The sequence below is a fragment of the Bizionia hallyeonensis genome, from assembly GCF_042657385.1.
Taxonomy (GTDB): Bacteria; Bacteroidota; Bacteroidia; order Flavobacteriales; family Flavobacteriaceae; genus Algorimicrobium; species Algorimicrobium hallyeonense.
Map to the genome: position 1 here is coordinate 478,233 of NZ_JBHSLA010000003.1, position 22,326 is coordinate 500,558.

The window sequence follows — 22,326 nt, forward strand, 5'->3', positions numbered from 1 at the left end:
TTTATTTTTTAGACTGGATGTCTATTTTAGCTGTTTTTAAACCATTGCCTGTTACTGCTAAAGTCATATTACCAATTTCAAGTTGTTCACCTTGTCCGAATAAAAAACAAGGGAAGAGTAATGTGGAAAGGACTAATTTAATGTTCATGTCTTACATCTTAAAATAGAGATATGAAGATACCATATTTGGTTGTGGTTTTCAACTGCTGGATTCGTCAAATTGGTTTGAAAGGCTTCATAAGGATGCAAATTTTTCTATAACCAGTAACTTGCAGGTTACAAGCCTTGTAAATAAAGGTTTTATCTAGCTTGTTTTATTTGTTTATCTTATTGAAACAAAACGTATCTAGGCGGAATAAGGCCGTTTAGCCTCATATAAACTAACATTTGTCCTCTATGGTGGGTGATGTGGTCTGTAAGTAAAAGGAAAATTTGTCTTTTGGACCTATTCAACCCGAAATAGTCTAACTCGTCATCTAGTTGCGTTGTATTAAATTGTTTAATGAGTTTTATAGTTTTGTTAAATGTGTTATCAATTAAGGTAATCATTTCTTTTTTAGATTTATGGCTCACCTTAAAAACTGTATCTGTTTTCCATTCTCTGGCTTCTCGATTACCCAATAGGGATTGACTATGCCAATCCATAGCATAACCTATATGCATTAAGTTTTCGGCAAAGGTTAAAGATTCTGGTGTTGCCCTAAAACCATATTTATCCGCTGGCATTGTTTCTGCAATAAGAAGTAAGTATTTACGAGAGTTCTCTAATCGTTCCAAATAGTCGTCAATAAAACGATCTTGTTGCGCAAAAAGCGGTGTTGCAACTGAACTAAATAGTATAAAACTTGTTAGCGTGAGTAGTTGTTTCATAATGGTAAGTTTTCTGTTTTTTTAGAGCATATTAATTAAGCAATTAAACAGGATTATTTAAGTTTAAACATGTCGTTTTCAATGCTCATTTCAATCAATTCAATTGCCGTGTATGTTAATTTGAACTTATCAGTCTGAAGTGAAAATTTTAAATAGGGTCTTTTAGCTATCTCATAGTATTCATTCAAATAAAAATCGTTGTGTTTGGAAAATAAGTCAGAATTTAATTTTGGACTTTTTAAACTGAAGCAATAATTAAGGATTATTTCTCGGTTATTGAATTTACGAATAGCTATGTATTCGTAACATTCACAGTCCAGGCCCATTATTTTTGTACTTTCGATTTTTCCGCTATGCATTTTTTTAATTGAATTTCTTTGTGCGTCTAGAGAATCAATTTCTAACGTGTTTTTTTTGGTAAAATAAAGTTTCCCTTTTTTAGCAAGGTATAACTGTGAGTCTGATCCAAATTCTGAACTATTTAAGTGAACTCTTCTGAAATCGCCGGTTTTAGAATAATACATGATTAAACTATCACCATATTTGTCTGTTATTTTTTTTTGTAAACTATCAGAAGCAAATTCTGATGTTGTGATGTCTGTTGAAAATATAATTTTTCCTTCAAAACTACTTATAGGTGTTTTCAACTCTTCCTTAAAATTATCTTGCGAAGATTTACAGCTCACTAATACTAGAAGTGAAATTATAACTATTCTTTTCATTTATTTTATGTTTGTTTAGCTTGGGATTTAAAGCTTATCCCCTCATTTTTAAACTTTAATAGAATTTTTGAAATAGCTAAATAAATTTATTAAAATACCAGCCAATTCAAAATCTAGACACCAATTGCTTTTTTCTTTGTTGTAAGTAATGTTATGAAAACGACTAGGAAGAATACGAAAAACAGCCAATCATTTATCCCATAAACGGAATAAAACATACCTGCCATGGTATCTTTTTTATAAACGTCTGCGATGTCATTATTTAAAATCCACTGTGTCCAAATACATCCATATATTAATTTTACCAAGGCAAAAACGGCGACAAGCCATGTTACTGAATTATAATGCTTTGCAACCGATATATAAGCAAGACCCCAAACAGCAATCATTAATAAACCGAAATTAGACATAACAACGGGGTCTGTTTCAGGAATGGTGGAATTCGTGAAGAATCTTGAAAAGATTAAAACCGATAGGTTCATTAAACCAGCTACAACAAATCCTTTTGTAATTATTTTGTTTTTCAATCCCATATTTTATGTTTTATGCTGAAGTGTTTGTAATCTACACCTTGCTTAAAATATTTTTTCCAGTAATGGCAATACTAGTAAGTACACCTGAAAACAATGCGCCTGCAACACCTGCTGTGACAATGTCTTGACCCGTTAGGTAAAAGTTTTTTATAGGTGTTCTTGGTTTTAAAAAAGGTTGTCTGAAACGGGAAGGCGTGTGGTCCAATCCGTAAATTTCGCCTGTTTGATAATTAACAAAATGTTTGGTTGTTAATGGTGTGGATAATTCTTGATGAACAATTTTGCCTTCCACTTGCGGTAATTGTTTATATAATTCTGTTAAGAGTCTATTGGTAATATTTTCCTTAATGGCTTCGTAATCATCACCTCTTTTTTTCCAGGAGGTATCCGACCATTTTTCAAAAGTTTCATAGGGAATAAGTGTAATTATATCAATGCTGCTTTTTCCAGGATATCTATTAGACCAATCCGGATCTTTAGCACAAGGAAATGAAATATAAACCACAGGGAAAGGTTGTGATAAATCGTTTAAATAATTTTCAACGCAAGTATCATGATCGCCTTCCGCTGGATATATCCATTGATTTGTTTTCGGAATTTGCAGCGCTTCAGGCGTACCTTCTAATCCTAAATATAAGCTTACATGCGCTACTGATGGTTTTACTTGTTGTAACTGTTTATTTAGTTTGTGTTTTATAACCGTAGCTTCGGGTAATAATGTGGTGTAGGTGGTTACAATTCCAGCACTACTTACAATGTTTTTGGCCTTGAAAACATGACCATCTTTCATTTGCACACCAATGGCCTTGTTGTTTTTAATGATAACTTCCTTAACTTCAGCACTTACTAAAATAGTACCACCAGAAGCCGCAATTACAGGGTCGATAGTTTTTACAATTTGAGAAGAACCACCAATAGGGAAACTACCACCGTCAAAATAGTGACAGGCAACGGAAGCATGCATGGAAAAACTACTTTGTTTTGGCGGTAATCCATAATCGCCATACTGACCTGTTAATACTTTTATTAAAGCTTCATTATCGGTGATAGAGCGCAGTACTTCATAGGTTGTTTGATCTGAAAATTTATGAAATGGACGTTTTAAATACCAGCCAATTAACCTGTTTAAAAACGGCGGAATGGCTTTGGTTAGGTAGAAATTTCTACTTGTTTTAGCAGCTTTAAAAACGGTATCAACATAGGTGTTTATGGCATGTTCTTCATCAGGAAACGCCGCTATCATACTTTCTTTAAAATTAGAAACACCTTTTACAAAGTGGTAAGGCTTATCACCAATAATAATACGGTCATAGACGGGGCCCATATCTGCCCATTCCAATTGACTATCACTGACATAATTAAAAATTTTGCGTAGGATACTTTTTTCGCTTTGCACGTTTCCTATATAATGAATTCCCACATCCCACTCAAAGCCTTTACGTTTAAAAATATGTGTAAAACCACCAGCTGTGTAATGACGTTCTAAAACCAAAACCTTATGTCCTTCTTTGGCTAAAATAGCAGCTGTTGCTAATCCGCCCATACCAGATCCAATTATAATCGTATCGTAAGTTTTTTGTAATTGAGGTTTTTGCTTATAGGATTGGACCATCTAATATATTTTCAACCAAAATACTATAATTAAAGCAGTTTTAAAGAAATATGTTCCGTATTAATTGAAACGAATATAACAGGTTGGATATTTTATGTTTTCAGAAGTGGTACTTCAGAAGTGGCCTACCTGCCGGCAAAACAGGTCTTTCAGTTTTGTTTTCCATAAACAAGTTTTGGTGAATTTTTCTGAAGAATTTAATCATTGTTTAGCGGTTGGTTATAATTAAGTATAACATTTGAATATAGCTAAAATGCTAGATACTAATTATATATATACCAAATCTATTCATTTTAAATAAGTTTGCCAAAACGTAGTTCTAGGTATTTTTTCACAACCCATTCAAAAAGGCCACCAATTGCCTGACTGCTTTTCCACGATGACCAATGCGGTTTTTTTCATCTAAAGCTATTTCAGCAAAGGTTTGGTTGTAGCCTTCCGCTTTAAAAATAGGATCGTAACCAAAACCGTCAGTTCCAGATTTGGTTTCAGTTATACTACCTTTACAAATACCTGTAAAGGTTTCTATCGTTCCATTTAAGTGTAAAGCAACAACGGTTTTAAATTGGGCATTCCGGTTGGCTTCGTTTTTTAAGTTAGTTAGGAGTTTGTTCATATTATCATGGGCATCGCGTTGTTCACCTGCGTAACGTGCAGAATAAACACCAGGTTCGCCATGCAAAGCTTCAACTTCCAAACCCGTATCATCAGCAAAACAGTTATAACCATAGTGGGTTTTTATATAATTCGCTTTCTGGATGGCATTACCTTCAATGGTGTTTTGGGTTTCTGGAATATCCACATCGCAACCTATGTCTTTCAAACTCAATAGCGTAATATGCTGGGGAATTAATTGTTGAACTTCTTTTAATTTATTTAAGTTGTTTGTAGCGAAAACGAGTTGCATATTCTATTATTTAAAGTATATTTAGCTAATAGCAAATGTACTTTAAAATCTGATATCAGATAAACTTAAACCTCTTTATGCGCTTCATATTTTTTCTTTTTACAATATTATTTTTTGGCTCTTTTTCCATGCAATCGCAAATATTGAAAGACGTCGATTCCACCAAGGTTTATAAGGTAGTGGATAGCTTATTTATTGATCGGGATTTAGAAAATTATTCGGTGCGGCTGTTTTCAAATTACAAAGTTAAACGTTTTACACTTCGCGATGACGATTCAAAAACACGGTTTATTCCAAGTAACCCATTTGGTATTGGTGTTGGTTTTGCTAGTAGAAAAATAGTAGTTGATATTGCCTTTAACCTGAAAAATAATAAGGATAGGATTACTAATAAGTTTGATATGCAAGGCACAACCATTATTGGTAAGAATCATTTTGTTAATTTCTATGTGCAAACATACAAAGGGTATAATGTAAAAAATAACTATAATGAACCTACCATTTTTAGAGGCGATATCAAGTCGGCAACCGTAGGTTTTAACTACCTCTTTACATTGTCTGAAATTGAATTTTCGTATGCCATGCTAAAAGCGGGTGTTTCAAAACGCAATAAAAATGTCCATATAACGGGTGGTTTAGGAACCTTTGCTGTTTTCGATTACTTTTCAGGAGATGAAACAATTTTGTCCGATGAAGGCGCCTTGTTTTACAATGAGCAAGCTAATATAAAACGATATAGTTCTCATGGAATAGGAGTATTAGCCGGATTTATTTCAGCTTTTATGTTGCCAAAAAACCTGATAGCTTCATTTAATGTCATGCCAGGTATTGCCGTTATGAATAAACGCGTAACCATTCCAGACGACACCTACAGACCATCTAACCCAATGCTATATAAAATTGATTACACGGCGGCATTAGCCTATAATGCGGAACGCTACTATGTGAGTCTTATTTATAATGGCAGTGCCTATTCTACAAGCTTGGATTTTGACAATAAACAACTCTTTAGTTTAAGTAAAGCTAAATTGGCTTTTGGCTATAAGTTATGGGCCAAAAAGAAGAATAAATAGTTAATCCTTTTATAAAATGAAGTGGAAATACTAAATAATTGGTATTTTTATATAAATGGTGTGCTTCATATTTAAATATATGATACATATCATATTTATATACACTTATAGATAGTACATTTGAATATAAACAATCCAAAAAACTTATAATTATGACAATAAACTTTCAATACGTTAACCTAGATACAAGTGAAGCTTTGACTGCCTTTACTAAAGAAAAATTACAATCGCTTATAAAAAAATACGATTGGTTAATTAATTGCGATGTTCAATTTAAAAAAGAAAACAGCACCAAAGAAGAAGGCTATATTTGTAGTATGGAATTAAGTTTGCCAGGACCTCGAATTTATGCTATTTCAAATGAAAAGAATTTTGAAGCATCTGTAAAAGAAACCATCAGCGATTTAGAGAAACAACTTAAAAAACGGAAACACACCTTTTCTGTTAAATAACAAACATCTTACCTATGGTGATACGGTTCGTTTTTTAATATGGTAAATGCACGATATAACTGCTCTACCATAAACAACCGTATCATCTGGTGAGAAAATGTCATTTTGGATAATGACAACTTACCTTGAGCCTTTGCATATACTGCTTCCGAAAATCCATAAGGGCCACCAATAACAAAAACCAATTGCTTTATTCCAGAATTCATATACTTCTGCACGTATTCTGAAAAGGCAACGGAATGCATTTGCTTCCCATTTTCATCTAATAAAATAAGTGTGTCTGTAGGGTTGAGTTTGGAGAGAATCAGTTGGCCTTCCTTGTCTTTTTGTTGGGCTTCACTTAAATTCTTTACCTTTTTTAAATCTGGAATTATTTCAAATTCAAACTTGATATAATGAGATAGTCGCTTTTGGTAATCATCTATCAAGATTTGTAGTTGTTTATTGTCGGTTTTGCCTATGGCAAGAAGTTTTATAGTCATGTGCGATTTAAAGAATATTTTCGGTGATTAAATAATTTAATTTCGTGCTGGTGAATGACTTAAAAGCAATGGGCTTTATGACTGTAATAGAGTTCATGTTGAAAAATTCCAGACCCCTTAAATCGTTCTGTGGTTAAAGTCTTTTGCCAATCCTTTTTATATTTGGACCAATTATCTGTTTCTAATAGTTTATTAGCGGATCTGTCCGGAAAATGTGTGCCAATCAAGAAATATTCGCCATCAGGTTTTATAAAAACAGTACTATAGTGACTCCTAATTTTGAAGAAGTTGTTTTTAAAAAAGCCGTTATCTGCAATCCAATTAAAATTGGTGTACGTATTGGCTAATCCATTGCTTTCATCTACTAAATAAAAGATTTCAGAATTAAAACGTTTTTCAAATTTCTTTTTACATTTTTTACTTCTCTTAATAAAATCCTTCCGATCTTTAATATACGATTTTTCTGTCAGCTTAGAATGTCTAGAGTTTATTGATTTGGTAGAGTCTAGGTTAAGATCATGGACTATTCGCATGTGTCTATTATAATTAGCCAATGCTTTTTCAAAAGGCAATATTGAATCATAGAACTTAACAATAAGCGTTTTATTAGGCTTTATAATTTTTTTAGAATCACGCATTAATAACTTTCTTATTTGTGTGTAGGCCGTTGGGTCTATTTTTCCGAAGTGGAATTTAGGAAGCACTTTATTGATTTTTAAAGTATCTAAATCATATTGAATACATTTGAAAGCTTGCAAACTACATTTTTTTGAGTATGTTAAGACGTCTATCTCTTTCATATTCTCATCCATGTATATTTCTTTTTGTGAATATACATGAAGACCAATAAAAATAGTAAACAGTGTAAAAGCTAATTTTTTTATGTTCATAAGTAGGGTTTAATTAAAAATGCTATATTTTCGTAGTGTCTAAAATAACAAAAAATGATAACCCAAGACCAATTTAATACAGAAATAGACTTAATAATAACCAATGCCATCCGTGAAGACGTTGGTGATGGTGATCATAGCTCATTAGCCTGCATTCCTGCAGAAGCAACGGGAAAAGCCAAGTTACTAGTAAAAGATAAGGGTATTATTGCTGGTGTAGAATTTGCAAAACAAGTATTTGCCTATATTGATAAAGACCTAAAGGTAGAAACACACATTAAAGATGGTAGCCCCGTTAATTATGGCGACATTGTTTTTTATGTGGAAGGATCTTCACAGTCTATATTAAAAGCCGAACGATTAGTTTTAAATGCCATGCAACGCATGAGTGCTATTGCAACAAAAACCAAGCAATTTGTAGATTTGCTAGAAGGCACTGGCACCAAAGTTTTAGATACCCGAAAAACAACACCTGGTATTCGCGCACTAGAAAAATGGGCTGTAAAAATTGGAGGTGGTGAAAATCATCGGTTTGCCTTGTATGATATGATTATGCTTAAAGATAATCACATAGATTTTGCAGGAGGTATTACTAAAGCCATTGAAAAAACCAAGCAATATTTAAAAGATACCAATCGCGATTTAAAAATTATTGTGGAAGCTAGAAATTTGGATGAAATACGAGAAATTTTAAAAACTGAAGGTGTGTATCGTATTTTAATAGACAACTTTAATTATCAAGATACCAAAAAGGCTGTGGCGCTAATTGGCAACACATGTTTAACAGAAAGTTCTGGTGGTATTAATGAGCAGACCATTAGAAACTATGCCGAATGTGGCGTTAATTATATTTCATCAGGTGCCTTAACGCATTCCGTTTATAATATGGATTTAAGCTTAAAGGCTGTTTAATTTACTGTAAAACGCTCTAAATAAAATTGAACCCTAAATGTCAAAACCTGTAGAAGATAAATTGGCCAATATACCTATTGTCAATCTGTTGGTTAAATTTTTAAAGAAATTCAAGCTGCCAGGGTTGGAAGGTTTGTCCTTGTATGATTTAATGGAACTCTACACAATTGGTATTGTTAAAGGTGCCCTAACCACACGAGCCAGTGCCATTGCTTTCAACTTTTTTACGGCTATTTTTCCGTTTCTATTATTTGTATTGATTGTTATTCCTTACATACCTATAGACGATTTTAAAATAGAATTTCAACGGTTTCTAAATTCGTTTTTACCACCAAGTACATCCGATTTTTTCTTTGCTAATATTTTTGAAAACATTGATAGTACAGAACGTGGTGGGTTTTTATCATCCGTTTTTTTAGTGTCTATTGCTTTAATGGCCAATGGAATTAATGCCGTTTTTGCTGGTTTTGAAAGCTCCTATCATGAACAATTAAGCCGAAATATTTTTAAACAATATATGTATGCCTTGGGAGTCGCGTTAATTCTTGCGTTTCTTTCCATTCTTACCGTCGCATTTTTTGGGTATTTTCAAATTTATATAATAGGTAATTTACAAGCTTATGGTTATGTGGATGCAGAAAGTACTGTTATTTGGGTGCCTATTGTTAAATATGTGTTTTTTGTAATCATGATTTATTTAGCAGTGGCCACCTTGTATTATTTTGGGACCAGGGAAGGGAAGGAGTCTAGGTTCTTTTCCATTGGTGCTTTATTTACAACTTTATTGATAATTGTAACCTCTTATTTTTTCGGGTTATATATCACTAATTTCTCACAATATAATAAGCTTTACGGCTCCATTGGTGCACTTTTAATATTGCTTTTTTACCTGTGGCTAAATAGTAATATTCTACTCATGGGCTATGAATTAAATGCCTCCTTGAATCGTTTAAGAAAAGGGTTTTAATATGAAGGATTTTTTTATAGACGTTATATTGCCTATTCCGCTTGAAAAGAGCTTTACGTATCGTATAACAATTGCCGAATCAGAATTTATTAAGCCTGGTATGCGTGTGTCTGTTCCTTTTGGAAAAAGTAAAATTTACACCGGAATTGTTCAAGCTATCCATACCAACGAACCATTAATTTATGAAGCGAAAGATATTCATCAAATTTTAGACGAAACACCAATTGTTACTCAAGCGCAATTCCGTTTATGGGAATGGATGTCCCACTATTATATGTGCACAGTGGGCGATGTGATGCGAGCTGCCCTTCCGGGTGCTTTTATTTTAGATAGTGAAACCATTATTTCCAAAAATATGACTTTGGAAATTAATGAGGCCGATTTAAAGGATGACGAATTCCTGATCTACGAAGCATTACAGCATCAAACCTCACTAAAAATACAAGACATTAGTAATATTGTCGATAAAAAAAATGTGCTTCCATTAGTGAAACGCTTGTTAGAAAAAGAAGCGATTTCAGTTCATGAAGAAATTTTCGATAAATATAAACCTAAATTGGTCCGTTATGTGAAACTTAAAAATACGTTTCATTCCCAAACTGCTTTACAGGAGTTATTAGAAGAATTAAGTCGCGCGCCCAAACAACGCGATGTAGTAATGACCCTGTTTTCATTAACCGCTAAATCGAAAAAACCCATTCCAGTTTCCGATTTAACCACCGCTAGCAACAGCTCATCAGCCATTGTAAAGTCGTTGATAGATAAGGAGATTCTGGAGGAGTATTTTGTACAAAGAGACCGTGTGCAATATGACGATCAGGAAACGGAAGGTTCCAAGAATTTAAACGAGGCACAAGACGTGGCTATGAAAGATATTTTAGAATCCTTCCAAAGTCAGAATATTGTTTTGCTACATGGCGTAACATCATCTGGGAAAACAGAAATTTATGTCAAGCTTATTGAAAATGCATTACAGCAAGGAAAACAGGTTTTGTATTTATTGCCGGAAATTGCGCTTACCACGCAATTAGTATCTAGATTACAGAATTATTTTGGCGAGCAAGTGGCTGTTTACCATTCTAAATATTCCAGCAACGAACGTGTTGAGGTTTGGAATCAGGTTTTAAGTAACTCCCCAAAAGCCCAAGTTATTTTGGGTGCGCGATCGTCTGTGTTGTTACCTTTTCACGATTTAGGTTTAATAATTGTGGATGAAGAGCACGAACAGTCCTACAAACAATTTGATCCTGCACCACGATATCATGCCCGGGATACCGCAATTGTTTTAGCAAGTGTTTTCAAAACCAAAACATTATTAGGTTCAGCAACACCAAGCTTGGAAAGCTATTTTAATGCGCAACAGCAAAAATATGGATTGGTAGAATTAACCACCCGTTTTAATGATGTCTTGATGCCTGATATTGAATTGGTAGATATAAAGGACAAGCAGAAGCGCAAACGGATGAAAGGCCATTTCAGTGATCGGTTAATAGAAGAAATGACAGAAACTTTAGAGGATGGTCATCAAATTATCTTATTTCAAAACCGGAGAGGGTATTCGCCAATTATTGAATGTGAAACCTGTGGGCATTCGCCGCAATGTCCAAGTTGTGACGTGAGTTTAACCTATCATCAATATCGCGATCAGTTGCGTTGTCACTATTGCGGGTATCACAGTGTCATGATTAAAAAATGCGGAGCTTGTGGTAGCGTGGAATTAGATAATAAAGGTTTCGGAACCGAACAGGTAGAGAAGGAGGTAAGCATCCTGTTTCCAAATCATAAAGTAGCGCGTATGGATTTAGACACCACACGAGGTAAGTATGGCTATGAAAAAATTATTACCACCTTTGAAAATCAAGAAGTGGATATTTTAGTGGGAACACAAATGCTTACCAAAGGATTAGACTTTAGAAACGTAAAATTAGTTGGTGTTATGAATGCTGATAACATGCTTAATTTTCCAGACTTCAGAGCCCATGAACGTAGTTTTCAGTTACTATTGCAGGTTTCAGGACGTGCAGGACGTACAGATAAGCGTGGGAAGGTATTAATCCAAACCTATAATCCGCATCATAATATTTTGCAACAGGTTTCTACTAATAACTATTTGAAAATGTTTAAAGAGCAGATGGACGACCGCTATAATTTTAAATATCCACCGGTTTATCGTTTGATAAAAATCACCCTAAAACACCGTGATTATAATAAGGTGAATGTTGGTGCCGATTGGTATGCTAAATCCTTACGACAGGTTTTTAAGCAGTATGTTTTAGGGCCAGAATTTCCGCCAGTTTCTAGAATTAGAAATCAATATCATAAAAATATATTGGTTAAAATTCCGAATAAGCAATCATTAGCCAAAACAAAAGCGGCTATTTTAAAAATTAACACGAGTTTTTCAAGCGTAAAGGATTTTAGGCCAATTCGCGTCATTCTGAATGTAGATAATTATTAGCAGAGCATTACAAAGCAAAAAAAATCCTGATGTTTACATCAGGAATTTTATTAAATATTGTTTAGTGCATCGACCAATTGGGTCTTTTTATTTCGACTTAAAGGAATTTCATAAGCGCCAACTTCCACGTTTTTACTATTAAAACGGTCCACTTTATCTAAATTCACGATATACGATTTATGAATACGTAAAAATTTCCCTTCAGGAAGTTCGTGTTCAAAAGCTTTCATCGTAGAAAGGACAACAAGGCTGGTTTCTTCGGTAACTAATTTTACATAATCGCCAAGTGCTTCAATCCATTTAATGTCTTTAATATAAACTTTACGTTTTTTTAGGTTACTTTTCACAAAAATGTGTTCACCTTCCGTTTCGTTAAAATCTAATTTAAGTTTATGCTGTTCAACGGCTTTATCAACAGCTGTGTTAAAGCGCTCTCGTGTAATAGGTTTGTGTAAATAATCCGTTGCATCGTAATTAAATGCTTTAAAGGCGTATTCCGTTTTACCAGTTACAAAAATAATTTGGGGTTTGTTGTTTAATACATCCAACAATTCAAAACCATTTAATACAGGCATTTCAATATCCAAGAAAATTAAGTCTACTTTATGGGTATTTAATCCGTTTTTGGTTTCCAACGCACTATTGTATTCGGCAATTAAATTAAGAGATGGGTGATTTTCAATTAATTTAACAATCGAGAGACGTTGTATCGCGGAGTCGTCAACTACTACACAGTTTAATGTCATAACATTATGTTTATTTCGGTTAAGATATCGACAATAGTACAAAAAATTCGGTTAAAAACCAAATAACACCGATAAAACGTTTAATTTAACATTTCATTAACAGGAATTCGTTTAAATAATTAAAATATGAATATACTTTGAAATTATGTTGTAATATATGAAATAAATAATTACTTTTGCACCCATTTTTAACTATAAAATTTAGATTTTTATGAATCATTATGAAACTGTTTTCATCTTAAATCCCGTTTTATCTGAAGTTCAGATAAAGGAAACAGTACAGAAATACGAAGATTTTCTTGTTTCTAAAGGAGCGAAGATGATATCCAAAGAGGATTGGGGCTTAAAAAAATTAGCCTACCCAATTCAAAACAAAAAAAGTGGTTTTTATCACTTATTCGAATATCAAGTTGATGGCGAAGTTATCAATCCATTAGAAGTAGAGTTTAGACGTGATGAGCGTTTTATGCGTTACTTAACGGTAGCTTTAGATAAGCATGCTGTAGCTTGGGCAGAAAGAAGAAGAGTTAAACTTAAAGAAAAAGCGTAATTATGTCATCTATAGAGCAACAAGCAAAAGGAAAAAAAGACGGTGAAATTAGATATTTAACACCGTTAAATATAGACACCAACAAAGCGAAAAAATACTGTCGTTTTAAGAAATCTGGTATCAAGTATGTGGATTATAAAAATCCAGACTGGTTATTAGGATTTGTAAATGAACAAGGTAAAATTTTACCAAGACGTTTAACAGGAACTTCTTTAAAATACCAAAGAAAAGTATCTGTGGCTGTAAAAAGAGCACGTCATTTAGCATTAATGCCATACGTGGCCGATTTATTAAAATAAAACACTCATAACAATGGAACTTATATTAAAACAAGACGTTGAAAATCTAGGATTTAAAGACGATGTTGTAACTGTAAAGAATGGTTATGGGAGAAATTATTTAATTCCTCATGGTCAAGCTATTTTAGCAACTGCTTCTGCAAAGAAAGTATTAGCTGAAAATTTAAAGCAACGTGCATTTAAAGACAAGAAAATTATTGATGACGCTACTAAAATTGCTGAAGCTATCAAATCTTTAGAGATTAAGATTACGGCTAAAGCTACAGAAGGTGCATCAGCTGGTGATAAATTATTTGGTTCAATTACCAAAGCAGATTTAGTTGAAGCTTTTGAAAAAGAAGGACACACTATTGATAAGAAATTTATTACTATCACTGGTGGTAGTATTAAGCGTTTAGGTCAATATGATGCGGTTATTCGTTTACATAGAGAAGTAACTGTAGAATTGCCATTCGAGGTTATTGCACAAGCGTAATTTAACACTTTGCATAGTATAATAAAAACCGTTTAGAATGGCTCTAAACGGTTTTTTTAATGGCCATTTTTAAAGATTATTACCCGAAACCTGTTACCATGAGATTATCAATCATACTCGTTTTTTTCGTCCTTTTTTCATGTAAGGATAAAACAAAGGAACCAAATCAATCCCTTCCAACTAAAGAAGCGGTTGGTTCTACTTTAAGTCCTTCTGCTTTAATAAAAGCCTTTCAATACCAACCCCAAGCATCACCTTTAATAAGTGTGCATAGAGGTGGCGTTGGATTGGCTAATTATCCCGAAAACTGTTTAGAAACTATTAAATATGTAAATGATAGTATAGCAGCCGTTTTTGAAATTGATGTGGCTAAAACTAAAGATGGCATCTTGGTTTTAATGCATGACCATACATTGGATCGTACAACCACAGGAACTGATAAATTAACAAACTATACGTTTAATGAGCTTCAAGCCTTTTATTTAATTGATGACTTTGGAACTCGCACCAATTTTAGAATCCCAAAATTTACAGAAGTTCTTAAATGGTCCAAAGCTAATAATGCCATATTAACCATTGATATTAAGAAAAGTGTCGATGTGGCGGAGGTTATTCAAGCCATTCGCGAAAATAACGCTGAAGATATTTCTATAATTATCACGTATGATATGGAACAAGCTAATAAAGCATATCAACTAGCACCCGATTTATTATTGTCTGTTTCTGCTAGGAATCAACAAGAATTAAATTGGTTATTAGAATCTGAAATTCCTACACATAATATGATTGCTTTTACGGGAACCATATTATCTGATACCACCTTATACAATAAGTTGCATAAAAAAGGAATTAAAACCATGTTAGGAACGTTGGGTAACTTGGATAAGCAAGCGGAAACCAAAGGCGACTCTCTTTATTTGAAATGGCAAAAGTTAGGTATTGATGTCTTTGCAACCGATAGACCATTTGAAGCTGCCAACGCCTTGAATATTTTAAAATAATAGCATAATAAATAATTAGTACCATGAAATACGCAAGATTAACCAAAGAACAATTTGAAGAATTACATCAAGAGTTTATAAATTTTCTAGCGACACAGACCATCACAGCCGATGAGTGGAACGATATTAAAATTAATAAACCTGAAGTGGCTGAACAGGAACTAGACGTGTTTAGTGATTTGGTTTGGGAGGGTGTTTTAAACAAAGTCGTATATATTGAGCATATTTCGCCACAACAAATGCACTTATTTCATTTAAAAGACGATATAATGCACTTGATAGCTGTGAAGCTTAAAAACCCAATCGATTTAACCACAACAGACGGGTTTAATTGGTTGCGTGAGAACTTAATGGATGATGATGTAGAGTTTCTTCAAGCCAAAAAAGAGTATTCAGAAGATAAAAATGTCGATAAATTTCGACTCATTCAACAAGGCGGTGTAATTACTAAAGGCGACTTGTTTCAGTATTTAGATAGACTGATTAATTAATAGTAGCATTGTCTTTGCGAAAAATTGCGATAGGAGAGAAGTGGCAATTTGTTGAATTGATTCCCAATAATTATTAAAAAGATAATTACGCTTATTTAAAGTAAAAAGAGCGTAATGACAGCTGATTATTAATTATTTTTGTTAAGAAGTTAGTATGAATAAGTCCTGATGTTTGTCGGGATTAAAAAGAGATTTCCACTTTCGTGGTAAAAGATTATGGCACAAAAACCAAGCATTCCAAAAGGCACACGCGATTTTAATCCAGAGCAAGTAGCCAAGCGTAATTATATATTTCAAACCATTCAAAAGCAATTTGAAACTTTTGGATTTCAACCTATAGAAACCCCTAGTTTTGAAAATTCGGATACCCTTATGGGAAAATATGGCGAAGAAGGGGATCGGTTGATTTTTAAGATTTTGAATTCTGGAGATTATTTGAATAAGGTTGATGATGGGTTGTATTCTGAAAAGGACTCTAATAAAATAACAGCTAGCATTTCTGAAAAAGCGCTTCGTTACGATCTTACCGTTCCCTTTGCACGTTACGTGGTACAACACCAAAATGAGATTGAGTTTCCATTTAAGCGCTACCAAATGCAACCAGTCTGGCGCGCGGATAGACCACAAAAAGGACGTTTTAGAGAGTTCTTCCAGTGTGATGCCGATGTGGTTGGATCTACCTCCCTATGGCAAGAAGTGGAACTCGTACAATTATATGACAGCGTTTTTTCGGCATTAAAACTGGAAGGTGTTACCATAAAAATTAACAACCGTAAAATATTATCGGGTATTGCCGAAGTTATTGGTGCCAGTGATAAACTCATCGACTTTACGGTTGCTTTAGATAAATTGGACAAAATAGGCGAGGAGAAGGTAAAAGCTGAAATGCTGGAAAAAGGCATTTCGCAAGACGGTATTAATACATTACAGCCGTTGTTTACATTGTCTGGCGACTTCAATTCGCAAATAGAGCAACTTAAAACTATTTTAAACAGTTCAGAAGATGGTAGAAAAGGTATTGAAGAATTGGCATTTATTGATAAAGCCATTTCAGAACTCGGTCTACAATCTGCCAAATTACAATTGGACGTTACTTTAGCACGTGGTTTAAATTATTATACAGGCGCTATTTATGAAGTCTCTGCACCAGAAGGTGTCAATATGGGATCCATTGGTGGTGGTGGTCGTTATGACGATTTAACGGGAATTTTCGGTCTTAAAGACGTAAGCGGTGTTGGAATTAGTTTTGGGTTAGACCGCATTTATTTAGTATTAGAAGAACTGAATTTATTTCCAGAAACGGTGACTAAAAATATTGATGTGTTGTTTATCAATTTTGGTGAAGCGGAAGCGCTGTTTAGTTTAAAAGCTATTAAGCATTTGCGCCTGCAAGGTGTTAATGCCGAATTATATCCTGATGATGCTAAAATGAAAAAGCAAATGAATCACGCAAATAAGCGACACATTCCTTTTGTGGTTTTAGTAGGTGATAACGAGATGGAGCAAGGCACATACACATTAAAAAATATGATTTCAGGTGAGCAATTTAAATTGTCATTAGATGCTTTGACTCAAAAATTAACTTAAAGCTATTGTAATTAGAAGCAAAAATTAGCTGTAAAAAAAAGCCCTGAAAATTTCTTTTCAGGGCTTTTTTATTTGACATGTATTATGGCTATTTCACTATTACCTTTTTAGACAGGATGCTACCATCCGTTTTTTCTAGATTAATGATATAGGTACCTGTGCTTAAACCATTCACTTTAATTTCTTGATAGTTTGTATCTTCTAAAGTATCAACTCGAATTATAGACTGTCCTATAATATTGAACATTTCAGCAGCATCTAAACGTACCATTTTCGGGTTGTGAATAATGATGCTTCCTTTGGCGTTCGCGAAGTAAACTTGTAAGTTTTCTTGCGCCGTAACATCTTCCGTGCCTAACGAGTTGCCGTCTCTAAATGTAATTTCGAAACGATCAGCATATTCGCCAGCATCTAAATAAAATTCATAGTCACCATCCGTGCGTAAGTTATGGTATATATCCAATGCAATATCATGTACATATATCTCTGAATCACTTGGAATATTTTCTAAATTATCAATAGTTATGTTATTTAACCCGTCATCTCTAGTTACGATGTTTAATGGTAGCACAGTATCTTCCGTAAAGGAATTAATGCCTTGAATTGTGTACTTATCTGCATGAATTACCCAGGCCATTTCGTCTATTTGGACTTCATTTAGTAAGCCATCAAATCCCCAATCGTAATCTATAGAAGCACGATCATCAGCAGTTACTAATAATTGTCTGTGAATGGTATTCACGGAGTTAAAACCTAATCGGATTTTCATTCGTGAATCAACCACATCAATATTATCTTCTGTAGATCTCATAAACACAGAGCCTGTACCACCTTCTTTTTGAAATCTCCGTTGTCCGTTATTAAATACCACACTACCATTAGACTCACCGGCAACAAAGAAACCTTGTCCAACCGGAATATAACGTCCTGGTATTTTAGTAGCTGTGCCACCAGTTCCACCATCCGGATGATTAGTACCCATAGATGCGGCAGGTGTACCACCAGAGAAATTATAAGTACCGTAACCACCTTGATATTCAGCGGTAACATGTGAGCCGCCGCCCCAATGTTCCCAGAAATATAGCGTACCACTAATAGCTGGATTTGCTCCAGATCCTGAAATGGTAGGGCCGTTATCTGTTATAAATTGTTCCGCATCAATGGCAGAAGCATAGGGGTTACCTACTAAATATTCATTTCCAGCATTAATGGTTAAGCCAACATTTCCGTTATTTGGTTTTCCGTCAAACACATAGTTTTGCTCTAAAGAAACAACACCAGCAGTATTGGTAACACCTTTCATAGTAAAGCCTTCTCCAGCTAATAATGTTCCTGTATTTCTAACGTGCTGCCAAGACGCGTAATTATCTGCAATACGGTTATTGTATTTCCATATCCAATAATGAGCAATTTTAAGATCGGCATCACTATTAGAACCATTATATCCACCTACATAAGTTATGTTCGCAGGTGCTCCTGATGATGTACCATCTTTCATAATGTTATTATTCAACGAATAACTAAAATTATTTGGATTTGCCGTTGCTGTATTTCCTACAGGCGCACTCCAATAATTATATGTGAAAACATCAAGTGTACCTTGCTGATCTTTTTCAAGAGAACCCGAAATACCAACATTTAAATCACTGTCAATGGTTTGTATTAATTGCGATTCGCCTTCTAAATCTATTTTTCCTAATAAATTTAAGTAGTGTGTTACTGTAATACCATTTCCTGTTTCGGTCGTGTTATCACCGTCTAAAGTTAATTCACTCGACTCTACAAATAAGGCTAATAGGTTTCGGTTTCCTAAATTTCCTGCTGTTAAACTGCTATTGCTCATAGTTACGTTGTCAGCAACTTCAACAATGTTCCAGTCTACAGTAATTGTGTTATCCACTATTGAGTTGGCGCCAGGTATGGTTTGTAAATTTCCATTTAACCAAGTCGTATGCAGGCTCCAATCACTCGTTCCCGTACCGATGGTTTTATAAGGTAATGGGGCAGTTTGCCTATCTACCGTTCTTAAGCTACGTAAAGCACCTTGGTGGCCATTACCAGATTCATCTTTCGTGTTGGTATACGTGTAAGTAGACATTGGGTAATAACCAGCCAAGCTAGACCAAGGAATAGCAGCAACTTCATCTTTTGTAGGTGTTACGCCTTTACTCAAGAAATAAGCCCCTCCAACAAATCCAGAGTTGTTTGCAATTTCCTGATTCATGATATAACGCAATTGTTTGACCGTTAAAGCTGTATTCCAAACACGTACCTCGTCTATATTTCCATTAAAAAATGCTTGAGGCGTCAATTTAGATGCCGCGCCAATATAAAACGATTGGTCTGTATTATTAGGAGCTGATTTGGCCGCTTGTTTATCTAATATGCCATCAATATATATATAAGCAGTTCCGCCTTGATAAATAACAGCGACTTGATGCCATTCATTTTCAGGGATAATGGTATTAGAAGTTGTGGTTTGTATGGCTCCAGAAGCTGTTTTCCAAGACGCTTCAAACTGACCAACAGCGTTTATTTTTAAGTCGTAACCTTCAGTAAATGCGGCATCACGTTTTGAAACGATAGACTTGTTCAAAGAGTTTACATCACGTCTAATCCATGATGAAATAGTAAAGGCCGTTGGGTTAACATCCAAAGCATTTTCCATGTCCATATAGTTTGATGTTCCATTGAAATATACGGAGCGCTCAAAGGTACGCTCTGGTGCCCAACCAAATGTGATATATTTGGTGTCATCAAAATCATAATTCGTTTTTAAAATAGCTTCACCTAATTCGTTTGTGCCTTCTGTCATAACGCGGTAATCGGCCGTTGGATCAAAGTTTGGTGTATCTGAAATAAACATTAAATAACGACCGTTAGGCGGTGTTGCAGTTCTTACAGCGCTTCTTAAAATTGCGACTTCTACAGAAGGAATATCACCTCCAGAACCAACATTCTCGACAACCTTCCATGTTCTGCTTATTGCAGAAAATGACACATCTGTTGTTAAAGCTGGTGAAATAGACGAACTCATATTTACCGTAATATCTGGTGAGGCTGTATCTAAATCAATACCATTATTACCCCAAACCAAGAACTCTTTATCTTCTAATTCTGAATTGGTATTTAAATTATTGGTGTTAGAAATAGCTCCCATACCTATGGTTAAAACACCTTGTGCTCTAAAACCACCATCTACAGCGTTATTAACACTACGAGATTGTTTTTGTAATAAATCAGATGCATCATCACGACCTATTCCGGCAATGTCATAGTTGAAAACATCTTCTGCTGGTGTACCCGTATTAGCGTCCCAAATCAATGTTCCATCACTATCTACGTAATCTTGGGATGTACCATTAACCCCCAATGTAATGCCATATTTAATGGCTAAATAGGATTGGATGCGGTTGCGTTCTTGGGTGAGATTGGCATCATCTTTTTTAGCCGAATAGGTGATTACTTCAGCAATTCTACCCTCATAACTACCTTTAAATGCTTCACTTCTTCCTAAAAAGTATCTAGAGTTGGAAACATTTTCAAATTGTGGCACTCCGACTTCTGTATTTCCTATGTCATTAGCATTATATAATAACACACTACTTGTAGGGGAGTTTGAATTGTTTTTAGAGTTTATAATACCTACATTGTTATAGTTGTCTGTTAAGCCAGTATGTGCAATTCCGTAACCTCTATCAGCTACTGGTACAGATGAAGTTGATGTTGTATTAACACAATATGAGATAATTTCATTGTCAAATCGTACAGAATATCTACCATAGCCAATACCAGATCCATCTCGTTCATCAGTTACAGGATCAATATCTCCACAAAAAACATCCATACTTGCTAAAGATGAAGTTACATTCACATCAGGAATAACCACGATAAACATATCTTGCGTATAAAAACCTTCTGTTCCTACTAATGTATTTCTATTGGTGTCCGAATAACCAAAATCTTCTCCTGCCGTGTCATAATCATTGTCAAAATCTACAACAGGATTAAAATTAACATTAAATAAAGGGGCATCGCGGTAGGTTGGTTCTAATCCCGTTGGAGCAGTTGCGTTAGCACCGCGGCCTTGGTCAGCCCACAAGGAAACTGGTTGCCCGTCTGTGTACGCTAAACCATCGGTTCCTTTTAACCATAGGGCTAAATCGCTAGTGACTCCACCAGGACCTTCCGTTAATGGTGCAACGCCTGTTCCTTGTACTCTAAAATTGTATGGGTTTTCGTTGCTATCGTTATTTTCTATCGAAATATGAGCAGTTACAGTGCCAGCGGCTGATGGTGCAAAGCGAACGACAAATGTGCGACTGTTTCCAGCTGCAATGGTACTTCCTCCAGGTTGTGTTAGAATGGTAAAAGCTGCATTTCCAGAAATATCAACAAGTGGTGTGCCTCCTGTTAAGTTTAGCGTAGCGGTTCCTGTGTTTTGAATGGTAAATGTATGATCTGCTGTAGATCCTGATCCTACCGTTCCAAATTCTGTGTCATCGGCAGTAGATGGTGTAGTATCACCATCAGGTATGGAGATTGTTAGTCCTGTGATGTCTATTTCTGGTTGAGGAACCGCTATGTTTCCTTCAATTAATATTTCATCAAAAGCGACACCTGTCCTAATCACATTTCCATCGGAAGCAAATAAAATTCTAAACCTAACTTGTGTACTCGTTTCAAAATTTATATTCTCCGTTGACAAATTAAGATTTCGTGTTATCCAACCTGCACTACTTCCTGACCAACCATCTTCACCATTATTGAAGGCATCCACATCCGTGTCATTATACCAATTGGTATTAGTAACAGATCCTAAATCACTCCAAGTAGAACCGTTATTAAGCGAGTACTCTATTTTCATGCCGTCCCAGGCTGCTTCCGTATCGTACCAGATATCAATTTCTAAATTTAGATTGGTATAACCACTTAAGTTTATGGTAGGACTAGTTGCTGTTATAAATGTATTGTTGTTATATTGAGATGTGTATTTACTAGAATGAATATAGTTTCCCGTATTACCCGTGTTATGAGATACGTTTGTGCCTCTTAACCATTCACCAGTTCCAGATCCCGACGAAGAAACAGTCCAGCCCCCAAAACTACTTTGGAAGTTTTCGGAATAAAGGGTTGTTTGAGAGAATGAGTAACTTGAAAATAAAAGTACACTAAATAGTAATAGGTACTTTCGTACTTGGATAGTAGAATTTTTCATAAGTAGTCAATTTATTAGTTTTGGGACTAATTAATTTTTATTAATAGCTTGGGGACAAATATAAGAGAAATATTCCATGAA

Annotated in this window: 21 protein-coding genes; 11 read left to right on the forward strand and 10 right to left on the reverse strand. The window is 34.7% G+C overall.

Annotated features, from left to right (window positions below):
* Nucleotide 1 precedes the first annotated feature (1 nt).
* The 6 genes from ACFPH8_RS10340 to ACFPH8_RS10365 form a co-directional block, all read right to left on the reverse strand.
* Complete coding sequence (locus ACFPH8_RS10340) at nucleotides 2-148, reverse strand: hypothetical protein (RefSeq protein WP_376860704.1); 147 nt, start codon at nucleotides 146-148, stop codon at nucleotides 2-4.
* Nucleotides 149-327: 179 nt separating this feature from the next.
* A complete protein-coding gene (locus ACFPH8_RS10345; protein WP_376860706.1) occupies nucleotides 328-870 on the reverse strand; it encodes a DinB family protein in 543 nt (180 codons plus the stop codon).
* A gap of 53 nt (nucleotides 871-923) precedes the next feature.
* Nucleotides 924-1,592, reverse strand: a complete 669-nt coding sequence (locus ACFPH8_RS10350; RefSeq protein WP_376860708.1) for a hypothetical protein — start codon at nucleotides 1,590-1,592, stop codon at nucleotides 924-926.
* A gap of 113 nt (nucleotides 1,593-1,705) precedes the next feature.
* A complete protein-coding gene (locus ACFPH8_RS10355) occupies nucleotides 1,706-2,125 on the reverse strand; it encodes a hypothetical protein (protein ID WP_376860710.1) in 420 nt (139 codons plus the stop codon).
* Nucleotides 2,126-2,156: 31 nt separating this feature from the next.
* On the reverse strand, nucleotides 2,157-3,737 hold the full coding sequence (locus ACFPH8_RS10360) for a phytoene desaturase family protein (protein ID WP_376860712.1): 1,581 nt from the start codon (nucleotides 3,735-3,737) through the stop codon (nucleotides 2,157-2,159).
* A gap of 331 nt (nucleotides 3,738-4,068) precedes the next feature.
* Nucleotides 4,069-4,644, reverse strand: coding sequence for a non-canonical purine NTP diphosphatase (locus ACFPH8_RS10365; RefSeq protein WP_376860714.1), 576 nt, complete (start codon nucleotides 4,642-4,644; stop codon nucleotides 4,069-4,071).
* Between the two features lie 77 nt (nucleotides 4,645-4,721).
* Here ACFPH8_RS10365 and ACFPH8_RS10370 point away from each other — a divergent pair, with 77 nt between their 5' ends.
* The gene (locus ACFPH8_RS10370; RefSeq protein ID WP_248400366.1) at nucleotides 4,722-5,717 is read left to right on the forward strand and encodes a DUF4421 family protein; all 996 of its coding nucleotides are present in this window, start codon (nucleotides 4,722-4,724) and stop codon (nucleotides 5,715-5,717) included.
* Nucleotides 5,718-5,869: 152 nt separating this feature from the next.
* The gene (gene hpf / locus ACFPH8_RS10375; RefSeq protein WP_248400365.1) at nucleotides 5,870-6,169 is read left to right on the forward strand and encodes a ribosome hibernation-promoting factor, HPF/YfiA family; all 300 of its coding nucleotides are present in this window, start codon (nucleotides 5,870-5,872) and stop codon (nucleotides 6,167-6,169) included.
* Nucleotides 6,170-6,177: 8 nt separating this feature from the next.
* Here the strand turns inward: hpf and rlmH are convergent, their stop codons facing one another.
* The gene (gene rlmH, locus ACFPH8_RS10380; RefSeq protein ID WP_376860717.1) at nucleotides 6,178-6,651 is read right to left on the reverse strand and encodes a 23S rRNA (pseudouridine(1915)-N(3))-methyltransferase RlmH; all 474 of its coding nucleotides are present in this window, start codon (nucleotides 6,649-6,651) and stop codon (nucleotides 6,178-6,180) included.
* A gap of 59 nt (nucleotides 6,652-6,710) precedes the next feature.
* Nucleotides 6,711-7,541 (reverse strand): hypothetical protein, encoded by an 831-nt coding sequence (locus ACFPH8_RS10385; protein WP_376860719.1) that lies wholly within the window; start codon nucleotides 7,539-7,541, stop codon nucleotides 6,711-6,713.
* A gap of 54 nt (nucleotides 7,542-7,595) precedes the next feature.
* Here ACFPH8_RS10385 and nadC point away from each other — a divergent pair, with 54 nt between their 5' ends.
* From nadC to priA, 3 genes are read left to right on the forward strand one after another with little or no spacing between them, the layout of a single operon-like run.
* The gene (gene nadC, locus ACFPH8_RS10390; protein WP_376860721.1) at nucleotides 7,596-8,453 is read left to right on the forward strand and encodes a carboxylating nicotinate-nucleotide diphosphorylase; all 858 of its coding nucleotides are present in this window, start codon (nucleotides 7,596-7,598) and stop codon (nucleotides 8,451-8,453) included.
* A 37-nt stretch (nucleotides 8,454-8,490) separates the two neighbouring features.
* Nucleotides 8,491-9,420 (forward strand): YihY/virulence factor BrkB family protein, encoded by a 930-nt coding sequence (locus ACFPH8_RS10395; protein WP_376860723.1) that lies wholly within the window; start codon nucleotides 8,491-8,493, stop codon nucleotides 9,418-9,420.
* Nucleotide 9,421: 1 nt separating this feature from the next.
* Entirely contained in the window at nucleotides 9,422-11,878 is a 2,457-nt protein-coding gene (gene priA, locus ACFPH8_RS10400; RefSeq protein ID WP_376860725.1) for a replication restart helicase PriA, read from the forward strand.
* Between the two features lie 50 nt (nucleotides 11,879-11,928).
* Here priA and ACFPH8_RS10405 read toward each other — a convergent pair whose 3' ends face one another.
* Entirely contained in the window at nucleotides 11,929-12,624 is a 696-nt protein-coding gene (locus ACFPH8_RS10405; protein WP_048331193.1) for a LytR/AlgR family response regulator transcription factor, read from the reverse strand.
* 211 nt (nucleotides 12,625-12,835) lie between these two features.
* Here ACFPH8_RS10405 and rpsF point away from each other — a divergent pair, with 211 nt between their 5' ends.
* The 6 genes from rpsF to hisS all read left to right on the forward strand — a co-directional run bounded on the left by rpsF (nucleotide 12,836) and on the right by hisS (nucleotide 17,027).
* The gene (gene rpsF, locus ACFPH8_RS10410) at nucleotides 12,836-13,174 is read left to right on the forward strand and encodes a 30S ribosomal protein S6 (RefSeq protein ID WP_248400359.1); all 339 of its coding nucleotides are present in this window, start codon (nucleotides 12,836-12,838) and stop codon (nucleotides 13,172-13,174) included.
* Complete coding sequence (rpsR, locus tag ACFPH8_RS10415; RefSeq protein WP_197072705.1) at nucleotides 13,174-13,473, forward strand: 30S ribosomal protein S18; 300 nt, start codon at nucleotides 13,174-13,176, stop codon at nucleotides 13,471-13,473. The genes rpsF and rpsR overlap by 1 nt, the downstream gene beginning before the upstream one ends.
* Before the next feature lie 13 nt (nucleotides 13,474-13,486).
* On the forward strand, nucleotides 13,487-13,948 hold the full coding sequence (gene rplI, locus ACFPH8_RS10420) for a 50S ribosomal protein L9 (RefSeq protein WP_248400358.1): 462 nt from the start codon (nucleotides 13,487-13,489) through the stop codon (nucleotides 13,946-13,948).
* A 59-nt stretch (nucleotides 13,949-14,007) separates the two neighbouring features.
* Nucleotides 14,008-14,949 carry a glycerophosphodiester phosphodiesterase family protein gene (locus ACFPH8_RS10425; protein WP_376860728.1) on the forward strand — a complete coding sequence of 314 codons (942 nt, stop codon included), beginning with the start codon at nucleotides 14,008-14,010 and terminating at the stop codon, nucleotides 14,947-14,949.
* A 23-nt stretch (nucleotides 14,950-14,972) separates the two neighbouring features.
* Nucleotides 14,973-15,440: a DUF6495 family protein gene (locus ACFPH8_RS10430; protein ID WP_376860730.1), complete on the forward strand. Its 468-nt coding sequence runs from the start codon at nucleotides 14,973-14,975 to the stop codon at nucleotides 15,438-15,440.
* Nucleotides 15,441-15,656: 216 nt separating this feature from the next.
* On the forward strand, nucleotides 15,657-17,027 hold the full coding sequence (gene hisS / locus ACFPH8_RS10435; protein ID WP_376860732.1) for a histidine--tRNA ligase: 1,371 nt from the start codon (nucleotides 15,657-15,659) through the stop codon (nucleotides 17,025-17,027).
* An 88-nt stretch (nucleotides 17,028-17,115) separates the two neighbouring features.
* Here the strand turns inward: hisS and ACFPH8_RS10440 are convergent, their stop codons facing one another.
* Nucleotides 17,116-22,245 (reverse strand): DUF8202 domain-containing protein, encoded by a 5,130-nt coding sequence (locus ACFPH8_RS10440; RefSeq protein WP_376860734.1) that lies wholly within the window; start codon nucleotides 22,243-22,245, stop codon nucleotides 17,116-17,118.
* Nucleotides 22,246-22,326: the final 81 nt, after the last annotated feature.

What these genes read in the sequence shown, in the direction of transcription:
- ACFPH8_RS10365 (WP_376860714.1), bottom strand. Translation starts at nt 4,644, where the DNA reads ATGCAACTCGTTTTCGCTACAAACAACTTAAATAAATTAAAAGAAGTT.
- hpf (WP_248400365.1), top strand. Translation starts at nt 5,870, where the DNA reads ATGACAATAAACTTTCAATACGTTAACCTAGATACAAGTGAAGCTTTG.
- rpsF (WP_248400359.1), top strand. Translation starts at nt 12,836, where the DNA reads ATGAATCATTATGAAACTGTTTTCATCTTAAATCCCGTTTTATCTGAA.
- ACFPH8_RS10370 (WP_248400366.1), top strand. Translation starts at nt 4,722, where the DNA reads ATGCGCTTCATATTTTTTCTTTTTACAATATTATTTTTTGGCTCTTTT.
- priA (WP_376860725.1), top strand. Translation starts at nt 9,422, where the DNA reads ATGAAGGATTTTTTTATAGACGTTATATTGCCTATTCCGCTTGAAAAG.
- ACFPH8_RS10440 (WP_376860734.1), bottom strand. Translation starts at nt 22,245, where the DNA reads ATGAAAAATTCTACTATCCAAGTACGAAAGTACCTATTACTATTTAGT.
- ACFPH8_RS10430 (WP_376860730.1), top strand. Translation starts at nt 14,973, where the DNA reads ATGAAATACGCAAGATTAACCAAAGAACAATTTGAAGAATTACATCAA.
- hisS (WP_376860732.1), top strand. Translation starts at nt 15,657, where the DNA reads ATGGCACAAAAACCAAGCATTCCAAAAGGCACACGCGATTTTAATCCA.
- ACFPH8_RS10395 (WP_376860723.1), top strand. Translation starts at nt 8,491, where the DNA reads ATGTCAAAACCTGTAGAAGATAAATTGGCCAATATACCTATTGTCAAT.
- ACFPH8_RS10425 (WP_376860728.1), top strand. Translation starts at nt 14,008, where the DNA reads ATGGCCATTTTTAAAGATTATTACCCGAAACCTGTTACCATGAGATTA.
- ACFPH8_RS10350 (WP_376860708.1), bottom strand. Translation starts at nt 1,592, where the DNA reads ATGAAAAGAATAGTTATAATTTCACTTCTAGTATTAGTGAGCTGTAAA.
- ACFPH8_RS10405 (WP_048331193.1), bottom strand. Translation starts at nt 12,624, where the DNA reads ATGACATTAAACTGTGTAGTAGTTGACGACTCCGCGATACAACGTCTC.
- ACFPH8_RS10345 (WP_376860706.1), bottom strand. Translation starts at nt 870, where the DNA reads ATGAAACAACTACTCACGCTAACAAGTTTTATACTATTTAGTTCAGTT.
- rplI (WP_248400358.1), top strand. Translation starts at nt 13,487, where the DNA reads ATGGAACTTATATTAAAACAAGACGTTGAAAATCTAGGATTTAAAGAC.
- ACFPH8_RS10360 (WP_376860712.1), bottom strand. Translation starts at nt 3,737, where the DNA reads ATGGTCCAATCCTATAAGCAAAAACCTCAATTACAAAAAACTTACGAT.
- nadC (WP_376860721.1), top strand. Translation starts at nt 7,596, where the DNA reads ATGATAACCCAAGACCAATTTAATACAGAAATAGACTTAATAATAACC.
- rlmH (WP_376860717.1), bottom strand. Translation starts at nt 6,651, where the DNA reads ATGACTATAAAACTTCTTGCCATAGGCAAAACCGACAATAAACAACTA.
- ACFPH8_RS10355 (WP_376860710.1), bottom strand. Translation starts at nt 2,125, where the DNA reads ATGGGATTGAAAAACAAAATAATTACAAAAGGATTTGTTGTAGCTGGT.
- ACFPH8_RS10340 (WP_376860704.1), bottom strand. Translation starts at nt 148, where the DNA reads ATGAACATTAAATTAGTCCTTTCCACATTACTCTTCCCTTGTTTTTTA.
- ACFPH8_RS10385 (WP_376860719.1), bottom strand. Translation starts at nt 7,541, where the DNA reads ATGAACATAAAAAAATTAGCTTTTACACTGTTTACTATTTTTATTGGT.